Below are 19,231 nucleotides of genomic sequence, written 5' to 3'. Positions count from 1 at the left end.
TGCACCCGACCACCACGCTCGCCGGCCGGCTCGGGGAGTTCGCCGCCGGCGTCCGGTTCGAAGACCTGCCCGCCGCCGTCGTCGAGCAGGCGCGCCACCTCGCCCTCGACGCGGTGGGGCTCGCGTTCTGCGCGGCGGACGAACCGTTCGCGCGCAAGGCCCGCGAGGCGTTCTCGTTCCTGGGCTCCGGCGACCAGCCCGTGCTCGCGCTCCCCGACCGCCTGCCCGCGCGCGACGCCGCGATGCTGGGCGGAATCCTCGTGCACGGCCACGACTTCGACGACACGCACATCGGCTCGATCGTGCACGTGTCGGCTTCGGCGTTGCCCGCTTCGCTGGCCGCCGCGATCGCGTCCGGGCGCACCGCGCGGGAGCTGCTGGTGGCGTACGTGCTGGCGATCGAGGTGAGCGCCCGCGTCGGACTGGCGGCGCACGGCGGTTTCCACGACGCGGGCTTCCACCCGACCGGTGTCGCGGGCGCGTTCGGCGCCGCGGTGGCCGCGGCGAAGCTCGGCGGCCTCGACGCCGCCGGGATCGCGGGCGCGCAGGAGATCGTGGGCTCGATGGCGTCGGGAATCCTGGAGTTCCTGGAGGACGGCGCGTGGACGAAACGCCTGCACCCGGGCTGGGCCGCCGCGTCGGGCCTGACGGCGGCGGCGTTCGCCCGCGCGGGGTGGCCGGGCCCGGGCCGGGTGTACGAGGGCCGCTACGGGCTCTACGCCACGCATTTGGGCGCGCGTTCCTGGGATCCCGACGCGCTGACCGACGGCCTCGGCTCCCGCTGGGAACTCCTCACGACGGGCGTGAAGCCCTACCCGAGCTGCCACTTCAGCCACGGCTTCGCCGACGCGTTGCTCGCCCTGCGCGCAACCGAGGGCTTCACGGCCGACGACGTCGAGCACATCCGCTGCCTCGTCCACCCCACCGCCGCGGCGGCCGTCTTCGAGCCCGCGGAACGCAAACGCCGCCCCCGCGACCTGTACGACGCGAAGTTCAGCGTGCCCTACATCGCGGGCGCCTGCCTGACCCGCGGCCGGCTCACACTGGCGGAGTTCACGCCGGCCTCGCTCGACGACCCGGCCATCCACGCGGTCGCCGACCGGGTGGACTTCGCCGACGACCCGGAGTCGCGATTCCCGGACGCCTACTCGGCCGCGGTGGAAGTCACACTGCAAGACGGGCGCCGGTTGTTCCGGCGGGAACAGGTGAACCGCGGGCATGCCGAACGGCCACTGTCCAGTGAGGACATATCGGCCAAGTACGCCGAGAACATGGCCCTGGTGGTCGACGACACCACTGCCGCACGGGTTCGCTCCGCCGTTCTGGCTCTGGGCACGGACGACACGACCTCGGCCCTGGAGTTCGGGGAGGCTTGCTCGCGCGTCGAATGACGACGGTCAGCCTTCCTCGACCCCGGGCGGCGGCTTCTGAATCGGGTGCGGCGTGATCCGCACGTCTTCGGCCGACCAGTGCGCCGCACGGCCCAGCTCGACCGCCGCGGCCATCACCTTCTGCGGATCGAGGCGCGCGGAGCCGTCGGGTTCCGGCTCGTCCCGCAGCACCGCGTCACCGACCGGCACGGACACGTAGGCCTCCTCGACCGTCGTGCGCTGCAGCCGGACCGAAATCGAATACGTCGCCATCGGACTCCCCCTTCGTCGCGACCCAACCTACCGGGACCGCCGGGGCTAGGCTTCTCCTTTGACCCGTGGAGGACTTGGTGAACCAGCCCGCGCCGGTGTACCTGGACTACAACGCGACCACGCCCGTCGACCCGCGGGTGGTGGAGGCGGCGCTGCCGTTCTGGGCCGAGTGGTTCGGCAATCCCTCCAGCGACCACGCGTACGCGGCCGTGCCGCGGCGGGCGCTGGCGGAGGCGCGCGAGCAGGTGGCGGAGTTCGCCGGGGCGCGGGCGGACGAGGTGGTGTTCACCGCGTCGGGTTCGGAGGCGAACCTGCTGGCGCTGCGGGGCGCGGTGGCCGGCGCGGACGCGCACCTGGTCGTCCAGGCGACCGAGCACCCGTCCGTGCTGGAGACGGCGCGAGCGCTGGCGCGGCTGCACGGCACGCGGGTCACCGTGCTGCCGGTCGACCACAAAGGACTTGTCGAGCCGGCTTCCCTCGAAGCCGCCGTGCGCGCTCCCGCGGCGAAGACCGTGGTGTCGATCATGGCGGCCAACAACGAAACCGGTGCGCTGCAACCGATCCCCGAGCTCGCGGCGATCGCGCACGAGCACGGTGCCCTCGTGCACTGCGACGCCGCACAGGCGTGCGCGAAGGTCCCGGTCGACGTGGCGCGGCTGGGCGTGGACCTGCTGACGATCGTCGGGCACAAGATGTACGCGCCGCGCGGAGCGGCGGCGCTGTACGTGCGCCGCGGCGTCGAGCTGGAGCCCGTCGTCTATGGCGGCGGCCAGGAACGTGGCCTGCGAGCCGGCACCGAGAACGTCGCCCTCGCGGTCGCACTCGGCACCGCCGCGCGGCTGGCGGCCGACGTCACGACGGACGGCGCCCGGATCGCCGGCCTACGGGATTCGCTGCAGAACCGGCTGGCGGCCGCGTTGCCCGGTCGCGTGCACGTGAACGGCCCCGCGCGGCGGCTGCCGAACACGCTCAACGTGAGCATCGACGGCGTCCGGGGCCACGAGCTGCTGGCCGCCTGCCCGGAGCTCGCCGCGTCGACGGGGTCGGCCTGCCACAGCGGGGTCCACTCCCCTTCGCCCGTGCTCACCGCGATGGGTGTCGCGCCGGAGCGAGCGCTCTCGGCGATCCGGCTTTCCCTGGGCCGCTTCACTGAGCCGGGTGACGTCAACGTTGCCGTGAAGGCGCTCGTCCGCGCGGCGTGATCGCGTAAGCGTCCTCACACGGTCGGAGGCTTCCTTCAAGATAGTATTGACTGATACTATTTCACTAGACACCAAAGAGGGCAGGGTCGATGGACGTCTACGAGGCAGTCACGAGCCGGCGGGCGGTGCGGGGCTTCACGGACGAGCCGGTGGCGCCGGAGGTGCTTCGGCGGGTGCTGGCGGCCGCCCGCGCGGCGCCGTCCGGGTCGAATCTGCAGCCGTGGCAGGTGTTCGTGGTGACGGGGGCGCCGCTGGCGGAGCTGAAGAAGCGCGCGGGCGAGCGGATCGCGACCCGGGACCCGTGGGACGCGGCCCAGTACGAGCAGTACCCGGCCATGCTGAAGTCGCCGTACGCCGAGCGGCGCGCCGCGTTCGGGAAGCAGCGTTACGGTGCGCTCGGTATCTCCCGCGAGGACGTCGAGGCGAGCCAGCGCGCCGCCGCCGCGAACTGGGACTGCTTCGGCGCCCCGGCCGCGTTGTTCTGCTACCTCGACCCCACCATGGGCCGGCCGCAGTGGTCCGACGCGGGGATGTTCCTGCAGACCGTCATGTTGCTGCTGCGCGCCGAAGGGCTGCACAGCTGCCCGCAGATGGCGTGGGCGAAGTTCCACAAGACCGTCGCCGAGATCGTCTCGCCGCCGGCGGACCTCATTCTGTTCTGCGGCATGTCCCTCGGCCACGAGGACATCACCGTCGACCTCGGCCGCACGGGGCGGGCGCCGCTCGAGGAGACGGTGACGTTCGTCGGCGGCTAGCGGGTTTCCGGCCGGCAATCGTCCGTTCGCAGTACCGGGCCGCAGCCGAACGCCCGACGCCGCCCGGCTGTCCACGCGGGGTCCACCGGATGTCTTCCTTTTCGCCGCAGGGGTTTGGTACTTCTTTTCACGGCCGGTGTCGTCCCGGCCGGAAAGGAACGGATGATGCGGTTCATTCCTCGTCGCGCCCTGGCGGTGGCCGTGCTGGTGCTGGGGGCCGCCGGCCTGGGGGTCGTGCCGGCGCAGGCGAGCGCGCAGAGCGGCAGCGGGACGCTGTCAGACCCGTGGGTGCCCACCCGGCCGGCGCACATCACGTGCGCGACCGCCACACTCTTCGGCAACTACACCTCGGGCCAGGGGCACTCGGACCCGATCGACACTTTGGTGCAGGGCAACTACATCGGCGTCCGCTACATCACCGCCGACCACTACTCGGCCGACGTTTTCTGGCACGGCAAGAGCAAGTGGGGCTTCCTGCTGCGCAGCTGCTTCAGCCTCGACTGAGCCGTCGCCCCCCGAATCCCCGGAACAGGAGAACCATGCCCATTCCCCGCCCCGCCCAGGTCCTGGCCGCCACCGCGCTCGCCACGGCGGCCGCGGTCGGCCTCGCCCCGGCCGCCTCCGCCGGCACGGTGTACGAGATCTGCGCGACCGACCTCTACGTCCGCAACGAACCCGCCGGCGTCATCATCGGCACCCTCTACAGCGGCGACCACTTCGAACTCTCGCGCTACTCCCCCAGCGGCGGCTGGGCCGAAGGCTACGCCATGGGCCACGTCAACAAGCGCGGCTGGGTGCAGGCCGGCTGGTTCTGCTGACCGTCGGCGCACCGGGAGACCAAACACCTGGCCCGAGTCGCGCCAATCGAAGTCGTGTGCCGTCCGGTCGTTGACGCGTGTCCGCCCACCCAGCCGCGCAGGTGGTAGGCATAGGCGGTGATCAGCCAACTACCTGTTGACGAACAACTCGACGCCTTCCGAAAGGTGCTCTCCCGCAACGAGGTGCTCACGGAGGTGCTGTCCCGGTCGGTGTCGCTGGGGCTGCCCGGCTGGTATCTCACGGCAGGCTGTCTGTTCCAGACCGTCTGGAACGCAGTCACCGACCGGGCGCCCGGCAACGGCATCAAGGACTACGACCTGTTCTACTTCGACGCCACCGACCTGTCCTGGGAGGCGGAGGACGCGGTGATCCAGTCGGCGAGGCAGGTCTTCGCCGACATCCCAGCCGAGGTGGAGATCCGCAACGAGGCACGCGTCCATCTCTGGTACGAGGAGAAGTTCGGGACGCCATGTCCTGCTCACACCTCCACCGAGGACGCGATCGACTCCTTCGCCGCGACCACCTGCTGCCTGGGGGTCCGCCTCGAACCAGGCGGGCACTGGCGCGTGTACGCCCCGCACGGGCTGTCCGACGTGTTCAACCTCATCGTCCGGCCCAACCCGATCCTGGCACCACGCGATGTCTTCGAGGCGAAGACCAGCCGTTGGCGCCGGGAGTGGCCAGAGCTCACGGTTCTGCCCTGGCCGAACGTCAGTCGTTCTGTGCCGGGTGAAGGATCGGGTTGATCCCGACGAGCATGACGGTCAATTGGTCCGCGCCGCAGCGCATCTGGTCATCAGGGTTCCGCGCCAGTGCCTCGCACTCGCGCACCGCGGCGTCCCTGTCGTGTGAGAACACCCCGAACACATCGAGCACCGCGGTGTGGATCCAATCAGCCCGGTCGGGATCAGCGGCGGCGAGTGCGGTGGCGACCACTGCTAGCCCAGCCGAGTCCTGGCGCCGGAGCAGCGCCTCCGCCGTCGCGAGGGTGACGAACGTGTCACCGGCGTCAAGGACGAGCCCCAGCAGTGGCCCGCTCGCCTCGGGGATCTCGGCGAAGGCGGCCAGGCTCCGGCCCGCGTCGGCTCTGTCGCGGTAGTCGGGGCTTCCCGCGAGCCTGATCAGTGCGGCCACGGCCTCGCGCCTCGCCTCGTTGTCCATGCACGCATTGTTCCGCAGCCGGCGCCGGAGACCCACCGCGTTTCCGCGGGAAGACCCGGCCTCACCTGAAGTCCCGTGACTTCTGGGCCAGGCCCGTCAAGTCCAGGGCCGCCAGGTGGTCCGCCACCACCGAGACGGTGCCCTGGCCGACCTGGGCGATGCCGCGCACCAGGAGCACCGAGTGGTTCTGCAGGAGGCGGCGGTTGCGGCGCCACACGCCGACGGAGACGATGACGTTGGTCATGCCCGTCTCGTCTTCCAGGTTGAGGAACGTGATGCCGCCGGCGGTGGCGGGGCGTTGTTTGTGCGTGACGGCGCCGCCGACCTGGATGCGGGTGCCGTCGGGGACCGACAGGAGTGAGGCGGCCGGGAGGGCGCCCAGGGCGTCGAGGTGGCTGCGCAGGAACGAGACGGGGTGGCGGTCGGGCGTGATGCCCGTGGCCCAGAGGTCGGCGGTGGCCAGTTCGAACGCCGTCATGCCGGGCAGCGGGGGCGCGTGGTGGCCGAGCGACAGGCCGGACAGGTGGTCGGGCCGCGTGGCCGACGCGGGGCCGGCGGCCCACAGCGCCGAGCGGCGGTCGCCGAAAACGCCTGCCGTGGCGAGGGATTCGACGACCGGGCGGGCGAGCTGGACGCGTTCGGTCAGGTCGCCGATGGACGCGAACGGCCCGCCGGCGTCGCGTTCGGCGACGATGCGGTCGGCCACGTCCTGGCCCACCGAGCGGACGCCGGCGAGGCCCAGCCGGATCGCGACGCCGCCGGTACTGTCCGAACAGGACTCCAGTGTCGCGTGCGGCAGGGAGAGGTTGAGGTCCGGCGAGCGCGTGACCACGCCGTGGTGGCGCGCGTCGGCGACGAGGGACTGCGGGCTGTAGAAACCCATGGGCTGCGCGCGCAGCAGGCCGGCGCAGAACGCGGCCGGGTAGTAGCGCTTGAACCACGCCGACGCGTACACCAGCAGCGCGAACGACATCGAGTGCGCCTCGGGGAAACCGTAACCGGAGAAGGCGTGGATCTGCTCGAAGATCCGGGCGGCGAGGTCGGGCGCCACACCGTTGGCCGCGGCGCCTTCGAAGAAGCGGCCCGCAAGCCGGCGCATCTTCTCGCTGGAACGCTTGGCCCCCATGGCCCGGCGCAGCTGGTCGGCCTCGGCCGCGGTGAACGACGCGACGTCACGCGCCATCTGCATCACCTGTTCCTGGAACAGCGGCACGCCCAGGGTCCGCTCCAGCGCCGGCGCCAGCAACGGGTGCGCGTGCGACCACTCCTCCTCACCCCGCCGGCGCCGGATGTACGGGTGCACCGAACCGCCCTGGATCGGCCCCGGCCGGATGAGCGCGACCTCCACCACGAGGTCGTAGAACCTCCGCGGCCGCAGGCGGGGCAGGGTGCCGAGCTGCGCGCGGGACTCCACTTGGAACACCCCGACCGCGTCGGCCTCGCACAGCATGTCGTACACGGCCGGGTCGGCGAGGTCGAGGTCGTGCAGTCCGATGTGGACGTCGTGGTGCTCGGCGACGAGGTCGATCATGTAGTGCAGCGCCGACAACATGCCCAGGCCCAGCAGGTCGAACTTCGTGAGCCCGATCGCGGCGCAGTCGTCCTTGTCCCACTGCAGCACGCTGCGGTCGGCCGCCGTCGCCCACTCCACCGGCACGATCTCGGAGACGGGCGTCTTCGCGATCACCATGCCGCCCGAGTGCACGCCCAGGTGCCGCGGCGTGTCCTCCAGCCAGGCGGCGCACTCCAGCACGTCGTCGGGGATCTCGTGGCCCTGCTCCCCCGGCGTCGAGCCGCTCGCGACGGACGACCAGCGGTCCACCCGCTTGCCGAACGCGTCCTGCTGGCCGGTCGAGTAGCCGAGCGCCTTGGCGGCGTCTCGGATGGCAGAACGCGAACGATAAGTGATGACATTCGCAACCTGGGCCGCGTGAAAACGACCATGTTTCGCATAGACGTACTGGATCACCTCCTCGCGCCGGTCGGACTCGATGTCGACGTCGATGTCCGGTGGGCCGTCGCGCTCGGGGGCGAGAAACCGTTCGAACAACAACCCCCACTTCACGGGGTCGGCGTGGCTGATCCGCAACGCGAAGCACACCGCGGAGTTCGCGGCCGAACCGCGGCCCTGGGCGAGGATGTTCGATTTCCGACAGAACCTGACGATGTCCCACACCACGAGGAAGTAGCCGGGGAACCCGAGCTGCCGGATGACCGCGAGCTCGTGGTCGAGCTGGGCGTAGGCCTTCGGGTTGTCCGCGCGGCCGCCGTAGCGCGCGGCGGCGCCCTCGAACGTCAGGTGGCGCAGGTAGTCGTCCTCGTCGGCGAACCCCTCGGGCACCGCGAACGGCGGCAGTTCCGGGGCCACCAAAGCGAGGTCGAACGCGCACTCCACCCCGAGCAGCGCGGCCCGCTGCACCGCGCCCGGGTACCGCGCGAAGCGGCCGGCCTGTTCGGCGCCGCTGCGCAGGAACGCCGTGCCGTCGGCGGGCAGCCAGCCCTCCAGCTCGTCGACGGACCGGCGCGCCCGGATCGCCGCCACGGCCGCGGCGTGGCGCGCCTGCTCGGGGCGCGCGTAGTGGACGTTGTTCGACGCCACCGTCGGCAGCCGCAGCTCGCGCGCCAGCTCGTCGAGCCGATCGTTGTGCACGGCGTCGAGCGGCAGGCCCTCCTCCAGCAGCTCGACGGCCACGTTCTCCCGGCCGAACCGCTCGGCCAGCGTCCGCAGCGCCGTGGCCGCCCCCGCGTCGTCGCCCCGCGCGAGCGCGCTGCGGACCGCGCCCTTGCGGCAGCCGCTGAGCACGAGGACGTGGCCGCGCAGCTCGTCGGCGACGTCGTCGAGCGCGAGCACCGGACGGCCCTTCTCCCCCGCCAGCTGCCCGCGCGAGATCACCGAGCACAGCCGCCGGTACCCCTCGAGGTCACGCGCGATCACCTGCAGGTGCGTGCCGACGGGGTCGGCCACCCCGCCCTGCGGCGCCGGCAGGCCGAGCGACAGCTCCGCGCCGTAGCCCGTGCGCACCCCGACCTCGCGCGCGGCCTCGGCGAACCGGACGGCGCCGTACATCCCGTCGCGGTCGGTGAGCACCAGCGCGTCGAGCCCCAGCCGCACGGCCTCCTCGACGAGCGCCTCCGGCGAGGCGACACCGTCGAGGAACGAGAAGTACGAATGCAGGTGCAGCTCCGCGTACGGCACCCGCCGCACGTCGGCCTCCACGTCCGCCCACGGCCGCAACCGCTCGGGCGCCCGGTACCCCTCCCGCTTGCGCGACCACGCCGGCGAGTCCCCGCCGTCACCCCGCACGGGCGCCCGCCCCGCCGCGATCCGCTCCAGTTCCGCCCACCGCATGAGGGGGTTGTTGAAGCCGCCTCGCCGGTGTTGCTGGTCCTGCTGGTCCACCGCACTGTCCTCGCTCGCGTGAAACCGCCGCGGGGAGACAGCGTGTCCGGACCCGAACCCGGGATGGGAACAGGTGTTCGAATGCCACCATACCTCGACTCGTGGCGAGGACCGGTCCCCCGGTGCCGCTTCGAGGCCCTCAGGTGAGCGGGCGGACCAGCGCGGTCAGCAGCCGCTCCAGTTCCGCGGCCGGGTCGGCGGCGAAGCCCGTGTGGACGGGGCCCGCGCGGACGACCGTGCTGCGGGGCGCGGTGAGCCAGCGGAAGTGGCGGCCCGCGTCGGGGGCATCGGTGCAGCCGGCGGCGATGGCGGTGAGCAGTGCACGCACGATGTCCGCGTCGGCGGCGGGGTCGAGGGCGTGCAGGCGCCGCTCGGTGCGCGCGTTCCCCGTTGACGCGCAGTTCGCGAGTCGCGTGCTGTGGTTCGACGCGCTGGTCAACAACGTCGACCGGTCGTGGCGCAAGCCGAACCTGCTGTGGTGGCACCGCAAACCCGTGCTCATCGACCACGGCGCCGCGCTCACGCGGCCGTACGCTGCGGGTGAGCACGTGCTGGTCGGCTTCGCCTGGCGAAGTGGACTAGTCGAACGCGCCCGGCAGGAAGTCGACGCCGAGGTTCGGCCCGGTGCTCGCGCGCAGCAGCTCCTGCACCTCCGGGTCGCCCTCGAGCCGGCCGAACGCCGCGTCCAGCTCGGCCTCGACCAGCCGCGGCACCGGCAGCCCGAGCAGCCCGGCGATCCCGGCGCACAGCACCTCGGCCACCAGCACCTTCGGCCCCTGCCCGGCGCCGCGGAACTTGACCACGTAGGTGCCCTCGTCGTCGGCCTCCATCAGGCCGGGCAGCGAACCGCCCTCCCGGAACGGCGAGACGTAGCGCGTGAGCCGCACCCGCTCGATCATGCGTCCTCCTCACGGACCGCGTAGCCCAGCACCCGCTCGCCGAGCAGGCCTTCGACGGTGTCCAGCAGCTCCTCGACCACACCGGCGACGACGTCGGGTGCCTCGCCCGCGACGGTGCGCGCGCCGATCTCCCCGAACACGAGCGAGTGCAGCCAGCCGATCTGGCTCGCGACCAGCCGCGGCACCGGATCCCCCGCCGCCGCGCCGGTCTCCGTGGCGAGCAGGTCGGCGAGCTCGCCGACCATCTGCCCCGCGAGGTCCCCGAGCCGCGCGGCCAGCGACGGCGTCGCCAGCATCAGCGCCAGCACGCGCCCGAACCCGGGCGTGAGCCCGACGGTCCGCTCGCGACCGCGGACCTCTTCCCGCAGCCGCGCGAGCACCGCGTGGGCGGCCGACTGGCCGGCAGCGCGACCGGCCACGATGTCGGCCAGCCGCTTCGGCAACGCCTCGTCGGGCGGCAGCACCAGGTCTTCCTTGGTGCGGAAGTAGTTGTAGACGGTGCCTTCCGAGACGTCCGCCGCCTCGGCCACCTCGGCGATCGTCACCTCGCCGAAGCCGCGCTCGACGAACAGCCCGATCGCGACGTCGGAGATCCGGCGCGCGGTCTGCTGCTTCTTGCGTTCCCTCAGCCCGGCCACGAGCTCGAGTATGGCACGCTCTAAATTTGGAGTCGACTTCAATAACGAGGGGCGCGAGGCGGGCCACAGAACCAGGCCGCGCACCCCGCACCTCGGCTACAGTCCGCCCTGGAACCGAAGCCAGCACTACAGCAGACCGCGAGGAGACCGAGCATGCCCCAGCTCCAGGTGATCGCCCGCTACACCGTGTCCGCCGGCAAGGAGGACGAGGTCGCCGCGCTGGTGCCGCAGCTGGCGAAGGCGGCGCGCACCGAGCCGGGCAACCTCGCGTTCGACGTCTACCGCTCGTTCGACGACCCGCGCTCGGTGGTGCTGCTGGAGCGCTACGTCTCGCGGGAGGCGTTCGCCGAGCACCGCGAGACGGAGCACTTCAAGCGGCTCGTCCTCGACGGCATCGTGCCCCTGCTGGACGATCGCGCCGTGGAGCTCTTCGACGTCGCCGAGTAGGTCCACAGTGGACCTCGACGGCCCACTGTGGACAGACCGTCACTCCTCGGTCGAGGCGTACCGCCCCTGCACCGCTTCGGCCGCCCGGTGCCGGTCGGCGTCGGACCATTCGCCGAGCTCGTAACCGTGCCACGGTTCGGCCAGCGACAGCTCCGGCAGTCCGAGCTCCTGCCACAGGTCCTGCGCCCGGTCCATGAACTCCTTGGCCGGCAACGAGGTCGGCGGGTACGGGCGCTTGCGCGTGGCGTCGATCAGCAGCGCCGAGGACAGGCTGCCGTCCTCGGCGGCCGACGGGTCGAGGCGCGGCAGCTTGCCCGGCAGGATGGTGACGTCGCGGGCCGGCTGCATGCGGAAGCTCATCGCCCACACCACGGCGCTGAGGTCCTCGGGGTCGACGTCGTCGTCCACGGCGATGATCGTCTTGCCCATCGAGGCCTCGTACCCGGACGCGGCGTAGAGCGCCTGCCGAGCCTGGCCGGGCGTCGGGTTCTTCAGCTGGATCACGAAGAACATGTTGCACGTGCCGCTCTCGTGCGTGACGAAGCGCTGCACCGCGTTGATGTTGCACGCCTGCTTCAGGAACCGCAGGTACACGTTCTCGAACGCGATCTTGCGCATCAGCGTCGACTCGCTCGGCGGGAACTCGCTGATGAACGCCTGCACCACCGGCGCCGTGCGGTGGGTGATGCAGCGGACGCGGAACACCGGCGACGTCGTCTTCGCGCCCATGTAGCCGCTCGCCTCGCCGAAGGGACCCTCCGACTCGAGGTGCTCCGGGTCGATCTCGCCCTCGAGCACGATCTCCGCGTGCGCGGGCACCTCGAGGTCCACCGTCTCGCAGCGCACCACCTCGAGCGGCCGGCCCATGAGGCCACCGGCCACGGCGTACTCGCTGACGCCGAACGGGATCTTCTGCGCGCCGGCGAAGCCGACCGCGGGCACCGCGCCGAGCACGATCGCGGCCTCCAGCTTCTTGCCGAGGCGGCGCGCCTTGGCGAGGTGGATCGCGATGTGCTGCGTGGGCGTGTCCATCTGCAGCCCGATCCGGTCCGGGCCCTTCACCATGCCGCGGTAGATACCGACGTTGTAGGTGCCGTCCTCCGGGTCCTTCGTGACCCAGTACGGCGCGGTGAGGAACGGCGCCGGGTCGAAGCCGGGCGTCGAGATCGGGTGCGGGAAGCCGTCGACGCCGCCGGCGTCCAGGAGGGACTGTCCCGTGAGGACGTTCTCCTTGCACGGTCCCGTCTCGACCACCACCGGCTCGACGGGGTTGCTCAGCGCCGCGGCCCAGCGCCCGGCCACCTCGTCGGGCTTCGCGGCCAGCGCCGTCGTGTAGACCGCCCGCGAGGACGCGAACGCCCCCATCACCACGGTGCCGTCGTAGCGCCGCCCGGACCCGTCGGTCACGTTCTCGAAGAGGAACGCCTTGCGCTCGGCCTCCGGCAGCCCGCGGAACTGCAGGCGCACCAACGGAACCAGCTCGGTGTCCTTGTCGACGGGCCGGCTCACGCGCACCAGCAGCCCGCGGCGGTCCAGCTCGGCCAGGTACTCCCGGAGGTCACCGTAGGGATAGTCGTTCACGGCTGTCGGTTCCTCTTTCGTCGACGGGAAGAACTCACGGACTCCTTGTTACAGAGGCCGTTAACAAACGCGTGCCGCGCCACTGGACCGCAGGGGTCCGGACACGGCGAGGTCACGATTTTCCTTGCCAGGAACGGTTTCCGGGCCGGTGGGAGTCCACATGATCGGCGAGTACTCCCGTAGTTCGGCGTTGACACATCCCTGGGCGCGACCTATCGTCTCCCGCATCATTTACGGCTGTCAAGTCAGGTACTAAAGTTAAATAAATCCCCCGTCAACCCGCGGCACCCGTCCCCCGCCCGCACTCGCCGGTGAGTGTCGTGGTGCTGGGTGCCGCCCGGGCCGAGGAGCGCGGATGCGACCCGCTGCCACGTTCGACCAGATCCTCACCGAAACCCCGATGCCCCGCCGGGTCCTCGCGATAGCCGCGATCGGCGGCAGCGCGGTGATCTTCGACGGCTACGACCTGCAGTCCCTTTCCTACGCGCTCCCCAAGATCGTCGCCGAGTGGCACATCTCGCCCGTGCAGGCGGGGTGGCTGGCGTCGTTCACCTTCATCGGCCTGTTCCTCGGGGCCGTCGGCCTCGGCGCGCTCGGCGACCGCTTCGGGCGCAAGCGCATGCTCGTGCTCGGTGTGTCCGTGTTCGCCGTTTTCATGGGCACGGCCGGGTTCGCGGGCGACTACACGCAGTTCGCGATCCTGCGGTTCTGCGCCGCCATCGGCATGGGCGGCGTGCTGCCCGCGACGATCGCCATGCTGGGCGAGTACGTGCCCCTGCGCCGGCGCGGCCGGATGACCGCCGTGTCGGCCGGCTGCTTCACGTTCGGCTTCGTGCTCGCCGCCATCGCCGCCACGCTGCTGGTGCCCGACTTCGGCTGGCGCCCGCTGTTCCACATCTCCTACGCGGCTCTGATCGTCGCGGCCCTGATCGCCTGGTTCGTGCCCGAAACGCCGCAGTTCCTCGCGACGCGCAGCCGGTACGACGAAGCGCTCGCGACCGTCAAGCAGGTCTTCCCGACGATCTGGCCGGCGGCGCGAGACGCCGACCCCGCCACCTTCTTCACCGGCCCGCGCACCGAGAACGGCAAGATCCAGCTGCGCACGCTGTGGGCGCCGCACTACCGCAACTCCACCCTCACGCTCTCGCTGCTCTACCTGTTCCTGCAGTTCGTGGTCTACGCGCTCGACTTCTGGATGGTGTCGCTGCTCGTGAAGCACGGCCTGTCGCTGGTCGGCAGCTACTCCTACGCGATCGAGCAGGCCGCCGCGGCCACGATCGGCGGGTTCGTGCTCGGCTGGGTGCTCGACCGCATGAACCAGTACGTGGCGCTCTCCATCGCGTTCGCCGCGGGCGGCGTGTGCCTCGTGCTCTTCGGGTTCGCTTCGTCGGTCGTCGCGCTGTACATCCTCAACGCACTGGCCGGCGCGTTCATCATCGGCGGCCAGAACGTGGTGCACACGCTGGTGATGGCCACCTACGGTCCGGAGGCCCGCGCGACGGGCCTGGGCTGGGCGCTGGGCATCGGCCGCCTCGGCGGGCTGCTCGGTCCGCTCATCGGCGGTTACCTGCTCGCCGCTTCGCTGCCCTTCCCGGTGTACTTCCTGGTCTTCGCGGTGCCGGCGGTGCTGTGTGCGATCACCGTGGTGGTCCTGCGGGCCGTCAAGAAGCCGCAGCCGGCGCCCCTGGCGCGCCAGCTTGACCCAAAATACTAAGCTAAGTACATTACTTGAGTACTGTTAATTTCTTGACCAGGAAGGCCACCATGCGCCTTGCCGTGCCCGACCTCGTCTCGAACTCCTACTTCCCCGCCATCGCGGCCGTGGAGCTCGGGTACCTTCGCGACGAGGGTCTCGACGTGGAATGGGAACTCCTGTTCCCCGTCACCGACGCAGCAATCGCCCTCCGCGAGGGGCGGATCGACTACCTCGCCGGGTGCGCCCACGCCCCGCTCTACGCCGACTCCACCTGGGGCGAGCAGAAGCTGCTGGCCGCGCTCGCGCAGAACATGTACTGGTTCCTCGTGGTGCGGCCCGACCTCGACGTCACCCGCGAGACGCTCGCCAAGCTCCACGACGTCCGCATCGGTGCCGCGCCCGGGCCCGACCTCGGCCTGCGACGGCTGCTCGAGGCCGAAGGCGTGGACCTGACCGGGGCGGGCGTCACCATCGCCCCGGTCGCGGGTGTCGCCGGCGACGTCTCCTTCGGCGTCACGGCCGCCCGGGCCCTGGAAGAAGGCCGGATCGACGCATTCTGGGCCAACGGCATGGGCACTGAGGTCGCCGTGCAGCGCGGGGTCGGCAAGGTCGTGGTGGACGCCCGCCGCGATGGCTCCGCCCACTCGCTGTACACGTTCCCGGCGCTCATGACCACGGACCGCACGGTCGCGGAACGCCCGGACGAGGCGGCCGCCGTCACCCGCGGCGTGCTGCGGGCCCAGCGCGAGCTGCGCCGGGACCCGTCGCTGGCCACCAAGGTCGGCACCGCGCTGTTCCCGGAGATGGAGGCCGGCCTCATCGCCGGCCTGATCGAGCGGGACGGGCCGTTCTACGAGCCGGCGATCTCCCCCGAGGCCGCCGCCGGGCTCGCCGGGTTCGCCCGCGCGACCGGGCTCACCGACCGCGAGCTGTCCTACGACGACATCGTCGCCGCGGGCGCCCGCGAGCTGTGGCAGGCCTCGTGAAGATCGCCCTCGTCCAGATCGGCAGCCCCGAGGACGAGCCCGTCGCCGCCCGGTTCGACCGGGTGGCCGGGCTCGTCCGCTCGGCGGCCGAGGCCGATCTGATCGTGCTGCCCGAGCTGTGGGCCACCGGGTACTTCGCGTTCGACGACTACGCCCGCGACGCCGAGCCGGCCGACGGACCGTCGCTGGCGCGGCTCGGCGAGCTCGCCCGCGAGACCGGCGCGTACCTGCACGGCGGCAGCTTCGTCGAGCGACTGCCCGACGGCGCCTTGCGCAACACCGCCGTGCTGTTCGACCCGGCCGGCGAGCTCGTGCACAGCTACAGCAAGGTGCACGTGTTCGGCTACCAGTCGAAGGAAGCGCAGCTGCTCAAGCCCGGTGACCACGTGTCCGCGGTGGCGACGCCGTTCGGCGCGGTCGCCGGCACCACGTGCTACGACCTGCGCTTCCCCGAGCTGTGGCGCTGCCTCGTCGACGCCGGCGCGGAGATCGTGATCGTGCCGGCCGCCTGGCCCGCGGCGCGGCTCGCGCACTGGCGCCTCTTCACCACCGCGCGGGCGGTGGAGGACCAGGTGCTCGTGGTGGCGTGCAACGCCACCGGGACCCAGGGCGGCGTCGAGCTCGGCGGGCACAGCCGCGTCGTCGACCCCTGGGGCACCGTGCTCGCCGAAGCCGGCACCGAAGAGGGGATCACCTGGTGCGACGTCGATCCCGGCGTCGTCCCCGCCACGCGCGAGCAGTTCCCCGTGCTCGACGACCGGCTCCCCAGCTACCGCGAACTGACCATCCGAGGAGCGCACGCATGACCGCACTCACCTTCACCGTGGCCGGGACGGGCGAAACCGTCGCGGTCGCCGACTTCGACCTCGTGGTCGCGGGCTACACCGGCCGCGACGAGGCCGCCGTGAAGCACCACATCGACGAGCTCGCCGCCATCGGCGTGCCGCCGCCCGACTCCGTCCCGGCGTTCTACGAGCTCGACGCGGCGCTGGCGACGCAGGCCGCGACCATCTCCGTGGCCGGCACCAACACCTCCGGCGAGGTCGAGCCCGTGCTCGTGCGCGCGGGCGGCAAACTCTACCTCACTGTGGGCTCCGACCACACCGACCGCGACATCGAGACCTCCAGCGTCAAGGACTCGAAGGCGGCCTGCCCCAAGCCGCTGGGCACCACCGTGGTCCCGGTCGAGAACCCCGACTGGGACGCGATCGTCGCCGAATCCACTGTGGACGGCGTGCGCTACCAGTACGGCCCGCTCAGCGCCCTACGCATCCCCACCGACGTGCTGGCCCTGCTCGACCGCCCGGCCGAGCGCGACCTGGTGATGTTCTGCGGCACCCTGACGCTGCTCGACGGCAAGTTCGTCCCCGGGAAGGCGTGGACGCTGTCGCTGGCCCTGCCCGGCGGCCCCGAGCTCACCCACGCCTACTCGGTGTCCTGACCCCTCGCACCTGGAGAGAGAAACCCCATGGCCAAACCGGAACACGAGTTCTTCCCCGCCAAGACGGTGGAGTTCACGCCCTGCGCGGGCGTCGTGCCGCAGCTGACCGAACGCATCCTCGCCGCCGACGGCGACAGCGGCGTCGCGACGCGCATCCTGCGCTTCGAGCCCGGCACCGACACCACCCCGAACGGCGTGCAGGTGCACGACTTCTGGGAAGAGGTCTACATCCTCGAAGGCTCGTTCCACGACACGCGCCTCGGCAAGACCTTCTCCGCCGGCGACTACGCCTGCCGCCCGCCGGGCATGGAGCACGGCCCGTGGACGAGCGAGGAAGGCTGCCTCACGTTCGAGGTGCGCTACCGCGCGAGCTGAACCGTCCACAGCGGACACACGAGAAAGGGCGCCCGGTCCCGGCCGGGCGCCCTTTCTCGTGGTCACGGTCCAGTGAGCACCATCATCATGCGGGCATGGAAACGGGGCGCCCGGCGTCCGCCGAGCGCCCCGCGGTCTGTCTGCCTCGCTTACGCCTGCACGGTCTCCGTGCGGCCACCGAGGTCGTAGCCGGCCAGCGCGCCGTCCACGAGGGCCTCCGCGCGGGCGAAGTCGTAGATCTGGCTCATGCGCGACTTCACCAGGAAGGGCGCGCCGGCGTAGAACATCTCGTACTGCTGGTGGCGGCTCGCGAACTCCGAACCGACGAGGTCCCACACGAGCTTGAGCAGCTTCACGCGCTCGATCGTCGGGTGGCCCGGCGACTGCACGTACCGCTCGAAGTCGGCACGCGCCTCGGGGTTCTCGAAGTCGGCGGCCGAAGACGGCAGCTGGATCACACCACCGCCGACGAGGTCACGCACCAGGTGCAGCAGCTTCGGGTAGAAGTCCGACTGCAGCGTCATGGTCGCGTAGCACTCCTCGCGACCCGGCCACGCCACGCCCTTCTCGTCGAGCTCGCAGTTCTGCTCCTGCGCGTAGACGAGACCGGACACCATGGCCGCGTGGGCGGCCAGCTCACCGAGCACGCCGCGCACCGGCGGGAACTTGTCCGAGCCGTTCATGCGCGCCACGCGCAGCGCCAGGCCCGCCAGCAGGTCCAGCTTCACGGAGAAGCGGATCTGGGCCTGGTTGTTGCCCAGCAGGTGGGCCGGCGTGCGGCTCCACTGGTCGCTGGTGATCTGGCGGTCGCGGAACACGAACACGTGCTCCCACGGCACGAAGACGTCGTCGAACACGATGAGCGAGTCGGTCTCGTCGAAGCGCGTGGCGAGCGGGTAGTCGTACACGCTCGTGGCGGCTTCGGCGTAGCTGCGGCGCGAGTAGATCTTCAGGCCCTCGGCACCGATCGGGACGGCGACGGAGATCGCCTGGTCCTCGTCACCCGGCTGCAGCGGCACGATGCAGCTGAGGATCAGGTAGTCGGAGATCGCCGCGCCCGTGCCGAGCATCTGCGCGCCGGCGATGACGATGCCGTCCTCGCGCTCTTCCTTGACCCCCGCGTACAGGTGCGGGTCGGCCTGCTGGTGCGCCGGCTTGCTGCGATCGATCTGCGGCGGCACGATCGCGTACGAGCAGTAGAGATCGTTGTCGCGCACGTACTCGTAGAACTTCGTGACGTTGTCGGCGAAGCGCTGCCCGCCTGCCGCGAAGACGTCCGAGCGGCCCGCCCAGCCGGCCAGGAAGCCCGCGACGTGCTCGGGGCCACGGCCCATGAGACCGAAGGTCGCCTCGGCCGTCCTGCGCAGCGCGACCCGGCGGCGGCGCAGGTCGTCCTCGCCGCGCGGGATGAGGTACGACAGGTTCACCGGGGCGCCGGTGGTCGGGGACGGGAACGTCATCTCCGCGGCGTTGGCCGGGTCGTGCGCGAGGTCGTACACGCGCGCGATGGACTCGACGGCCCCCTTGAACGCGGGGTGCGCGGCGACGTCGGAGACGTATTCGCCGTCGACGAACACCCGCCGGTTGTCGCGCAGTCCTTCGACGTAGTCCTTGCCGGAACGCGTCACGCCGATTCCTCCAAAGCGATCGGTAGCGGCCGGGGCCGCGGGTGGTGGACTCCTGCTTGCAACTGCCGGTATCTGCCCCGGAAGTGCAGGAGCGGTTCGTGGTGCGGCAGCGCCGAGCTGAGCCCGATGCCGCCGACGGTTGCGATGAGCACGGCGTGCGTGCCCGCGTGCACGTCCTGGTCGATTTCGCAGTCCAGGAACGCGAGGGCGCCGGAGAGGGCCGGGCTGTGCCAGCCTTCGCGGCGGGTGAGCCATTCCTCGGGCAGGGCCTTGTCCGCGCCCGGGCGGGCGCAGTGGTCCGAGATCTCGCGCGCCGGCGAGCCGAGGATGTTCACGCCGAACCGACGGGTTTCGGCGATCCGCTCGTACGTGCGGGTGGAACGGTTGACACAGACCAGGATCATCAGCGGATCGACCGACACCGACGAGAACGCGGTGGCGGTCATGCCGAGCGGGCGACCGGCCGCGTCCCAGAGGGTGATGACGTTGACGCTGGCCGCGAAAGAACCGAGCGCCGCCTTGAATCCGCTGGGATCACTGTCCGCGGGGTGCAGAGCCAT

At 71.3% G+C, this 19,231-nt stretch carries 21 protein-coding genes; 12 read left to right on the top strand and 9 right to left on the bottom strand.

Annotation, left to right across the window (positions count from 1 at the left end):
* On the top strand, positions 1-1,391 hold a 1,391-nt coding region (locus AB0878_RS43345; protein ID WP_366587992.1), incomplete at its 5' end, for an MmgE/PrpD family protein.
* 6 nt (positions 1,392-1,397) lie between these two features.
* Here the strand turns inward: AB0878_RS43345 and AB0878_RS43340 are convergent.
* The gene (locus tag AB0878_RS43340) at positions 1,398-1,643 is read right to left on the bottom strand and encodes a hypothetical protein (protein ID WP_366587990.1); all 246 of its coding nucleotides are present in this window, start codon (positions 1,641-1,643) and stop codon (positions 1,398-1,400) included.
* A 65-nt stretch (positions 1,644-1,708) separates the two neighbouring features.
* On the opposite strand from AB0878_RS43340, the gene AB0878_RS43335 reads away from it, so the two are divergent.
* From AB0878_RS43335 to AB0878_RS43315, 5 genes are all read left to right on the top strand, one after another.
* Positions 1,709-2,845: a cysteine desulfurase family protein gene (locus AB0878_RS43335; protein ID WP_366587988.1), complete on the top strand. Its 1,137-nt coding sequence runs from the start codon at positions 1,709-1,711 to the stop codon at positions 2,843-2,845.
* A gap of 89 nt (positions 2,846-2,934) precedes the next feature.
* On the top strand, positions 2,935-3,600 hold the full coding sequence (locus tag AB0878_RS43330; RefSeq protein ID WP_366587985.1) for a nitroreductase: 666 nt from the start codon (positions 2,935-2,937) through the stop codon (positions 3,598-3,600).
* Between the two features lie 165 nt (positions 3,601-3,765).
* Positions 3,766-4,104: a hypothetical protein gene (locus AB0878_RS43325; protein WP_366587983.1), complete on the top strand. Its 339-nt coding sequence runs from the start codon at positions 3,766-3,768 to the stop codon at positions 4,102-4,104.
* Between the two features lie 35 nt (positions 4,105-4,139).
* Entirely contained in the window at positions 4,140-4,418 is a 279-nt protein-coding gene (locus tag AB0878_RS43320) for a hypothetical protein (RefSeq protein WP_366587981.1), read from the top strand.
* Between the two features lie 210 nt (positions 4,419-4,628).
* Entirely contained in the window at positions 4,629-5,165 is a 537-nt protein-coding gene (locus tag AB0878_RS43315; protein ID WP_366587979.1) for a nucleotidyltransferase family protein, read from the top strand.
* Here AB0878_RS43315 and AB0878_RS43310 read toward each other — a convergent pair.
* From AB0878_RS43310 to AB0878_RS43290, 5 genes are all read right to left on the bottom strand, one after another.
* The gene (locus tag AB0878_RS43310) at positions 5,131-5,580 is read right to left on the bottom strand and encodes a hypothetical protein (RefSeq protein ID WP_366587976.1); all 450 of its coding nucleotides are present in this window, start codon (positions 5,578-5,580) and stop codon (positions 5,131-5,133) included. The two genes, AB0878_RS43315 and AB0878_RS43310, sit on opposite strands and share 35 nt — an antisense overlap.
* Before the next feature lie 61 nt (positions 5,581-5,641).
* On the bottom strand, positions 5,642-8,929 hold the full coding sequence (locus AB0878_RS43305; protein WP_366587999.1) for an error-prone DNA polymerase: 3,288 nt from the start codon (positions 8,927-8,929) through the stop codon (positions 5,642-5,644).
* Between the two features lie 190 nt (positions 8,930-9,119).
* On the bottom strand, positions 9,120-9,503 hold the full coding sequence (locus AB0878_RS43300; RefSeq protein WP_366587973.1) for a DUF3037 domain-containing protein: 384 nt from the start codon (positions 9,501-9,503) through the stop codon (positions 9,120-9,122).
* 55 nt (positions 9,504-9,558) lie between these two features.
* Positions 9,559-9,879: a HipA family kinase gene (locus tag AB0878_RS43295; protein ID WP_366587970.1), complete on the bottom strand. Its 321-nt coding sequence runs from the start codon at positions 9,877-9,879 to the stop codon at positions 9,559-9,561.
* Positions 9,876-10,517 (bottom strand): TetR/AcrR family transcriptional regulator, encoded by a 642-nt coding sequence (locus AB0878_RS43290; protein WP_366587968.1) that lies wholly within the window; start codon positions 10,515-10,517, stop codon positions 9,876-9,878. The genes AB0878_RS43295 and AB0878_RS43290 overlap by 4 nt, the downstream gene beginning before the upstream one ends.
* Positions 10,518-10,670: 153 nt before the next feature.
* Between AB0878_RS43290 and AB0878_RS43285 the strand changes: the two genes are divergently transcribed.
* Positions 10,671-10,964, top strand: coding sequence for a putative quinol monooxygenase (locus tag AB0878_RS43285; protein ID WP_220239112.1), 294 nt, complete (start codon positions 10,671-10,673; stop codon positions 10,962-10,964).
* Positions 10,965-11,003: 39 nt separating this feature from the next.
* Here AB0878_RS43285 and AB0878_RS43280 read toward each other — a convergent pair whose 3' ends face one another.
* Entirely contained in the window at positions 11,004-12,545 is a 1,542-nt protein-coding gene (locus AB0878_RS43280) for a UbiD family decarboxylase (RefSeq protein ID WP_366587965.1), read from the bottom strand.
* A 355-nt stretch (positions 12,546-12,900) separates the two neighbouring features.
* On the opposite strand from AB0878_RS43280, the gene AB0878_RS43275 reads away from it, so the two are divergent.
* The 5 genes from AB0878_RS43275 to AB0878_RS43255 are packed head-to-tail and all read left to right on the top strand — an operon-like array spanning position 12,901 to position 17,043.
* Complete coding sequence (locus tag AB0878_RS43275) at positions 12,901-14,259, top strand: MFS transporter (RefSeq protein WP_366587963.1); 1,359 nt, start codon at positions 12,901-12,903, stop codon at positions 14,257-14,259.
* A gap of 32 nt (positions 14,260-14,291) precedes the next feature.
* A complete protein-coding gene (locus AB0878_RS43270; protein ID WP_366587961.1) occupies positions 14,292-15,227 on the top strand; it encodes an ABC transporter substrate-binding protein in 936 nt (311 codons plus the stop codon).
* Positions 15,224-16,033 carry a carbon-nitrogen family hydrolase gene (locus AB0878_RS43265; protein WP_366587958.1) on the top strand — a complete coding sequence of 270 codons (810 nt, stop codon included), beginning with the start codon at positions 15,224-15,226 and terminating at the stop codon, positions 16,031-16,033. Before AB0878_RS43270 ends, AB0878_RS43265 begins: the two co-directional genes overlap by 4 nt.
* Complete coding sequence (locus AB0878_RS43260; RefSeq protein WP_366587955.1) at positions 16,030-16,668, top strand: DUF2848 family protein; 639 nt, start codon at positions 16,030-16,032, stop codon at positions 16,666-16,668. The genes AB0878_RS43265 and AB0878_RS43260 overlap by 4 nt, the downstream gene beginning before the upstream one ends.
* Before the next feature lie 27 nt (positions 16,669-16,695).
* Positions 16,696-17,043 (top strand): cupin domain-containing protein, encoded by a 348-nt coding sequence (locus AB0878_RS43255; RefSeq protein WP_220239106.1) that lies wholly within the window; start codon positions 16,696-16,698, stop codon positions 17,041-17,043.
* A gap of 149 nt (positions 17,044-17,192) precedes the next feature.
* Here AB0878_RS43255 and AB0878_RS43250 read toward each other — a convergent pair whose 3' ends face one another.
* On the bottom strand, positions 17,193-18,671 hold the full coding sequence (locus AB0878_RS43250; RefSeq protein WP_366587953.1) for a 4-hydroxyphenylacetate 3-hydroxylase N-terminal domain-containing protein: 1,479 nt from the start codon (positions 18,669-18,671) through the stop codon (positions 17,193-17,195).
* The gene (locus AB0878_RS43245) at positions 18,668-19,231 is read right to left on the bottom strand and encodes a flavin reductase family protein (protein WP_366587951.1); all 564 of its coding nucleotides are present in this window, start codon (positions 19,229-19,231) and stop codon (positions 18,668-18,670) included. The genes AB0878_RS43250 and AB0878_RS43245 overlap by 4 nt, the downstream gene beginning before the upstream one ends.

The organism is Amycolatopsis sp. NPDC047767 (assembly GCF_040704195.1).
Lineage (GTDB): Bacteria > Actinomycetota > Actinomycetes > Mycobacteriales > Pseudonocardiaceae > Amycolatopsis.
The sequence above is the reverse complement of the archived record's forward strand: the minus strand, read 5'-3'. Positions and strand labels throughout refer to the sequence as shown.

Coding starts and splice junctions, on each gene's coding strand:
- AB0878_RS43325 (WP_366587983.1), top strand. CDS start 3,766: ATGCGGTTCATTCCTCGTCGCGCCCTGGCGGTGGCCGTGCTGGTGCTG.
- AB0878_RS43255 (WP_220239106.1), top strand. CDS start 16,696: ATGGCCAAACCGGAACACGAGTTCTTCCCCGCCAAGACGGTGGAGTTC.
- AB0878_RS43340 (WP_366587990.1), bottom strand. CDS start 1,643: ATGGCGACGTATTCGATTTCGGTCCGGCTGCAGCGCACGACGGTCGAG.
- AB0878_RS43285 (WP_220239112.1), top strand. CDS start 10,671: ATGCCCCAGCTCCAGGTGATCGCCCGCTACACCGTGTCCGCCGGCAAG.
- AB0878_RS43295 (WP_366587970.1), bottom strand. CDS start 9,879: ATGATCGAGCGGGTGCGGCTCACGCGCTACGTCTCGCCGTTCCGGGAG.
- AB0878_RS43245 (WP_366587951.1), bottom strand. CDS start 19,231: ATGGCTCTGCACCCCGCGGACAGTGATCCCAGCGGATTCAAGGCGGCG.
- AB0878_RS43305 (WP_366587999.1), bottom strand. CDS start 8,929: ATGCGGTGGGCGGAACTGGAGCGGATCGCGGCGGGGCGGGCGCCCGTG.
- AB0878_RS43320 (WP_366587981.1), top strand. CDS start 4,140: ATGCCCATTCCCCGCCCCGCCCAGGTCCTGGCCGCCACCGCGCTCGCC.
- AB0878_RS43275 (WP_366587963.1), top strand. CDS start 12,901: ATGCGACCCGCTGCCACGTTCGACCAGATCCTCACCGAAACCCCGATG.
- AB0878_RS43310 (WP_366587976.1), bottom strand. CDS start 5,580: ATGGACAACGAGGCGAGGCGCGAGGCCGTGGCCGCACTGATCAGGCTC.
- AB0878_RS43330 (WP_366587985.1), top strand. CDS start 2,935: ATGGACGTCTACGAGGCAGTCACGAGCCGGCGGGCGGTGCGGGGCTTC.
- AB0878_RS43260 (WP_366587955.1), top strand. CDS start 16,030: ATGACCGCACTCACCTTCACCGTGGCCGGGACGGGCGAAACCGTCGCG.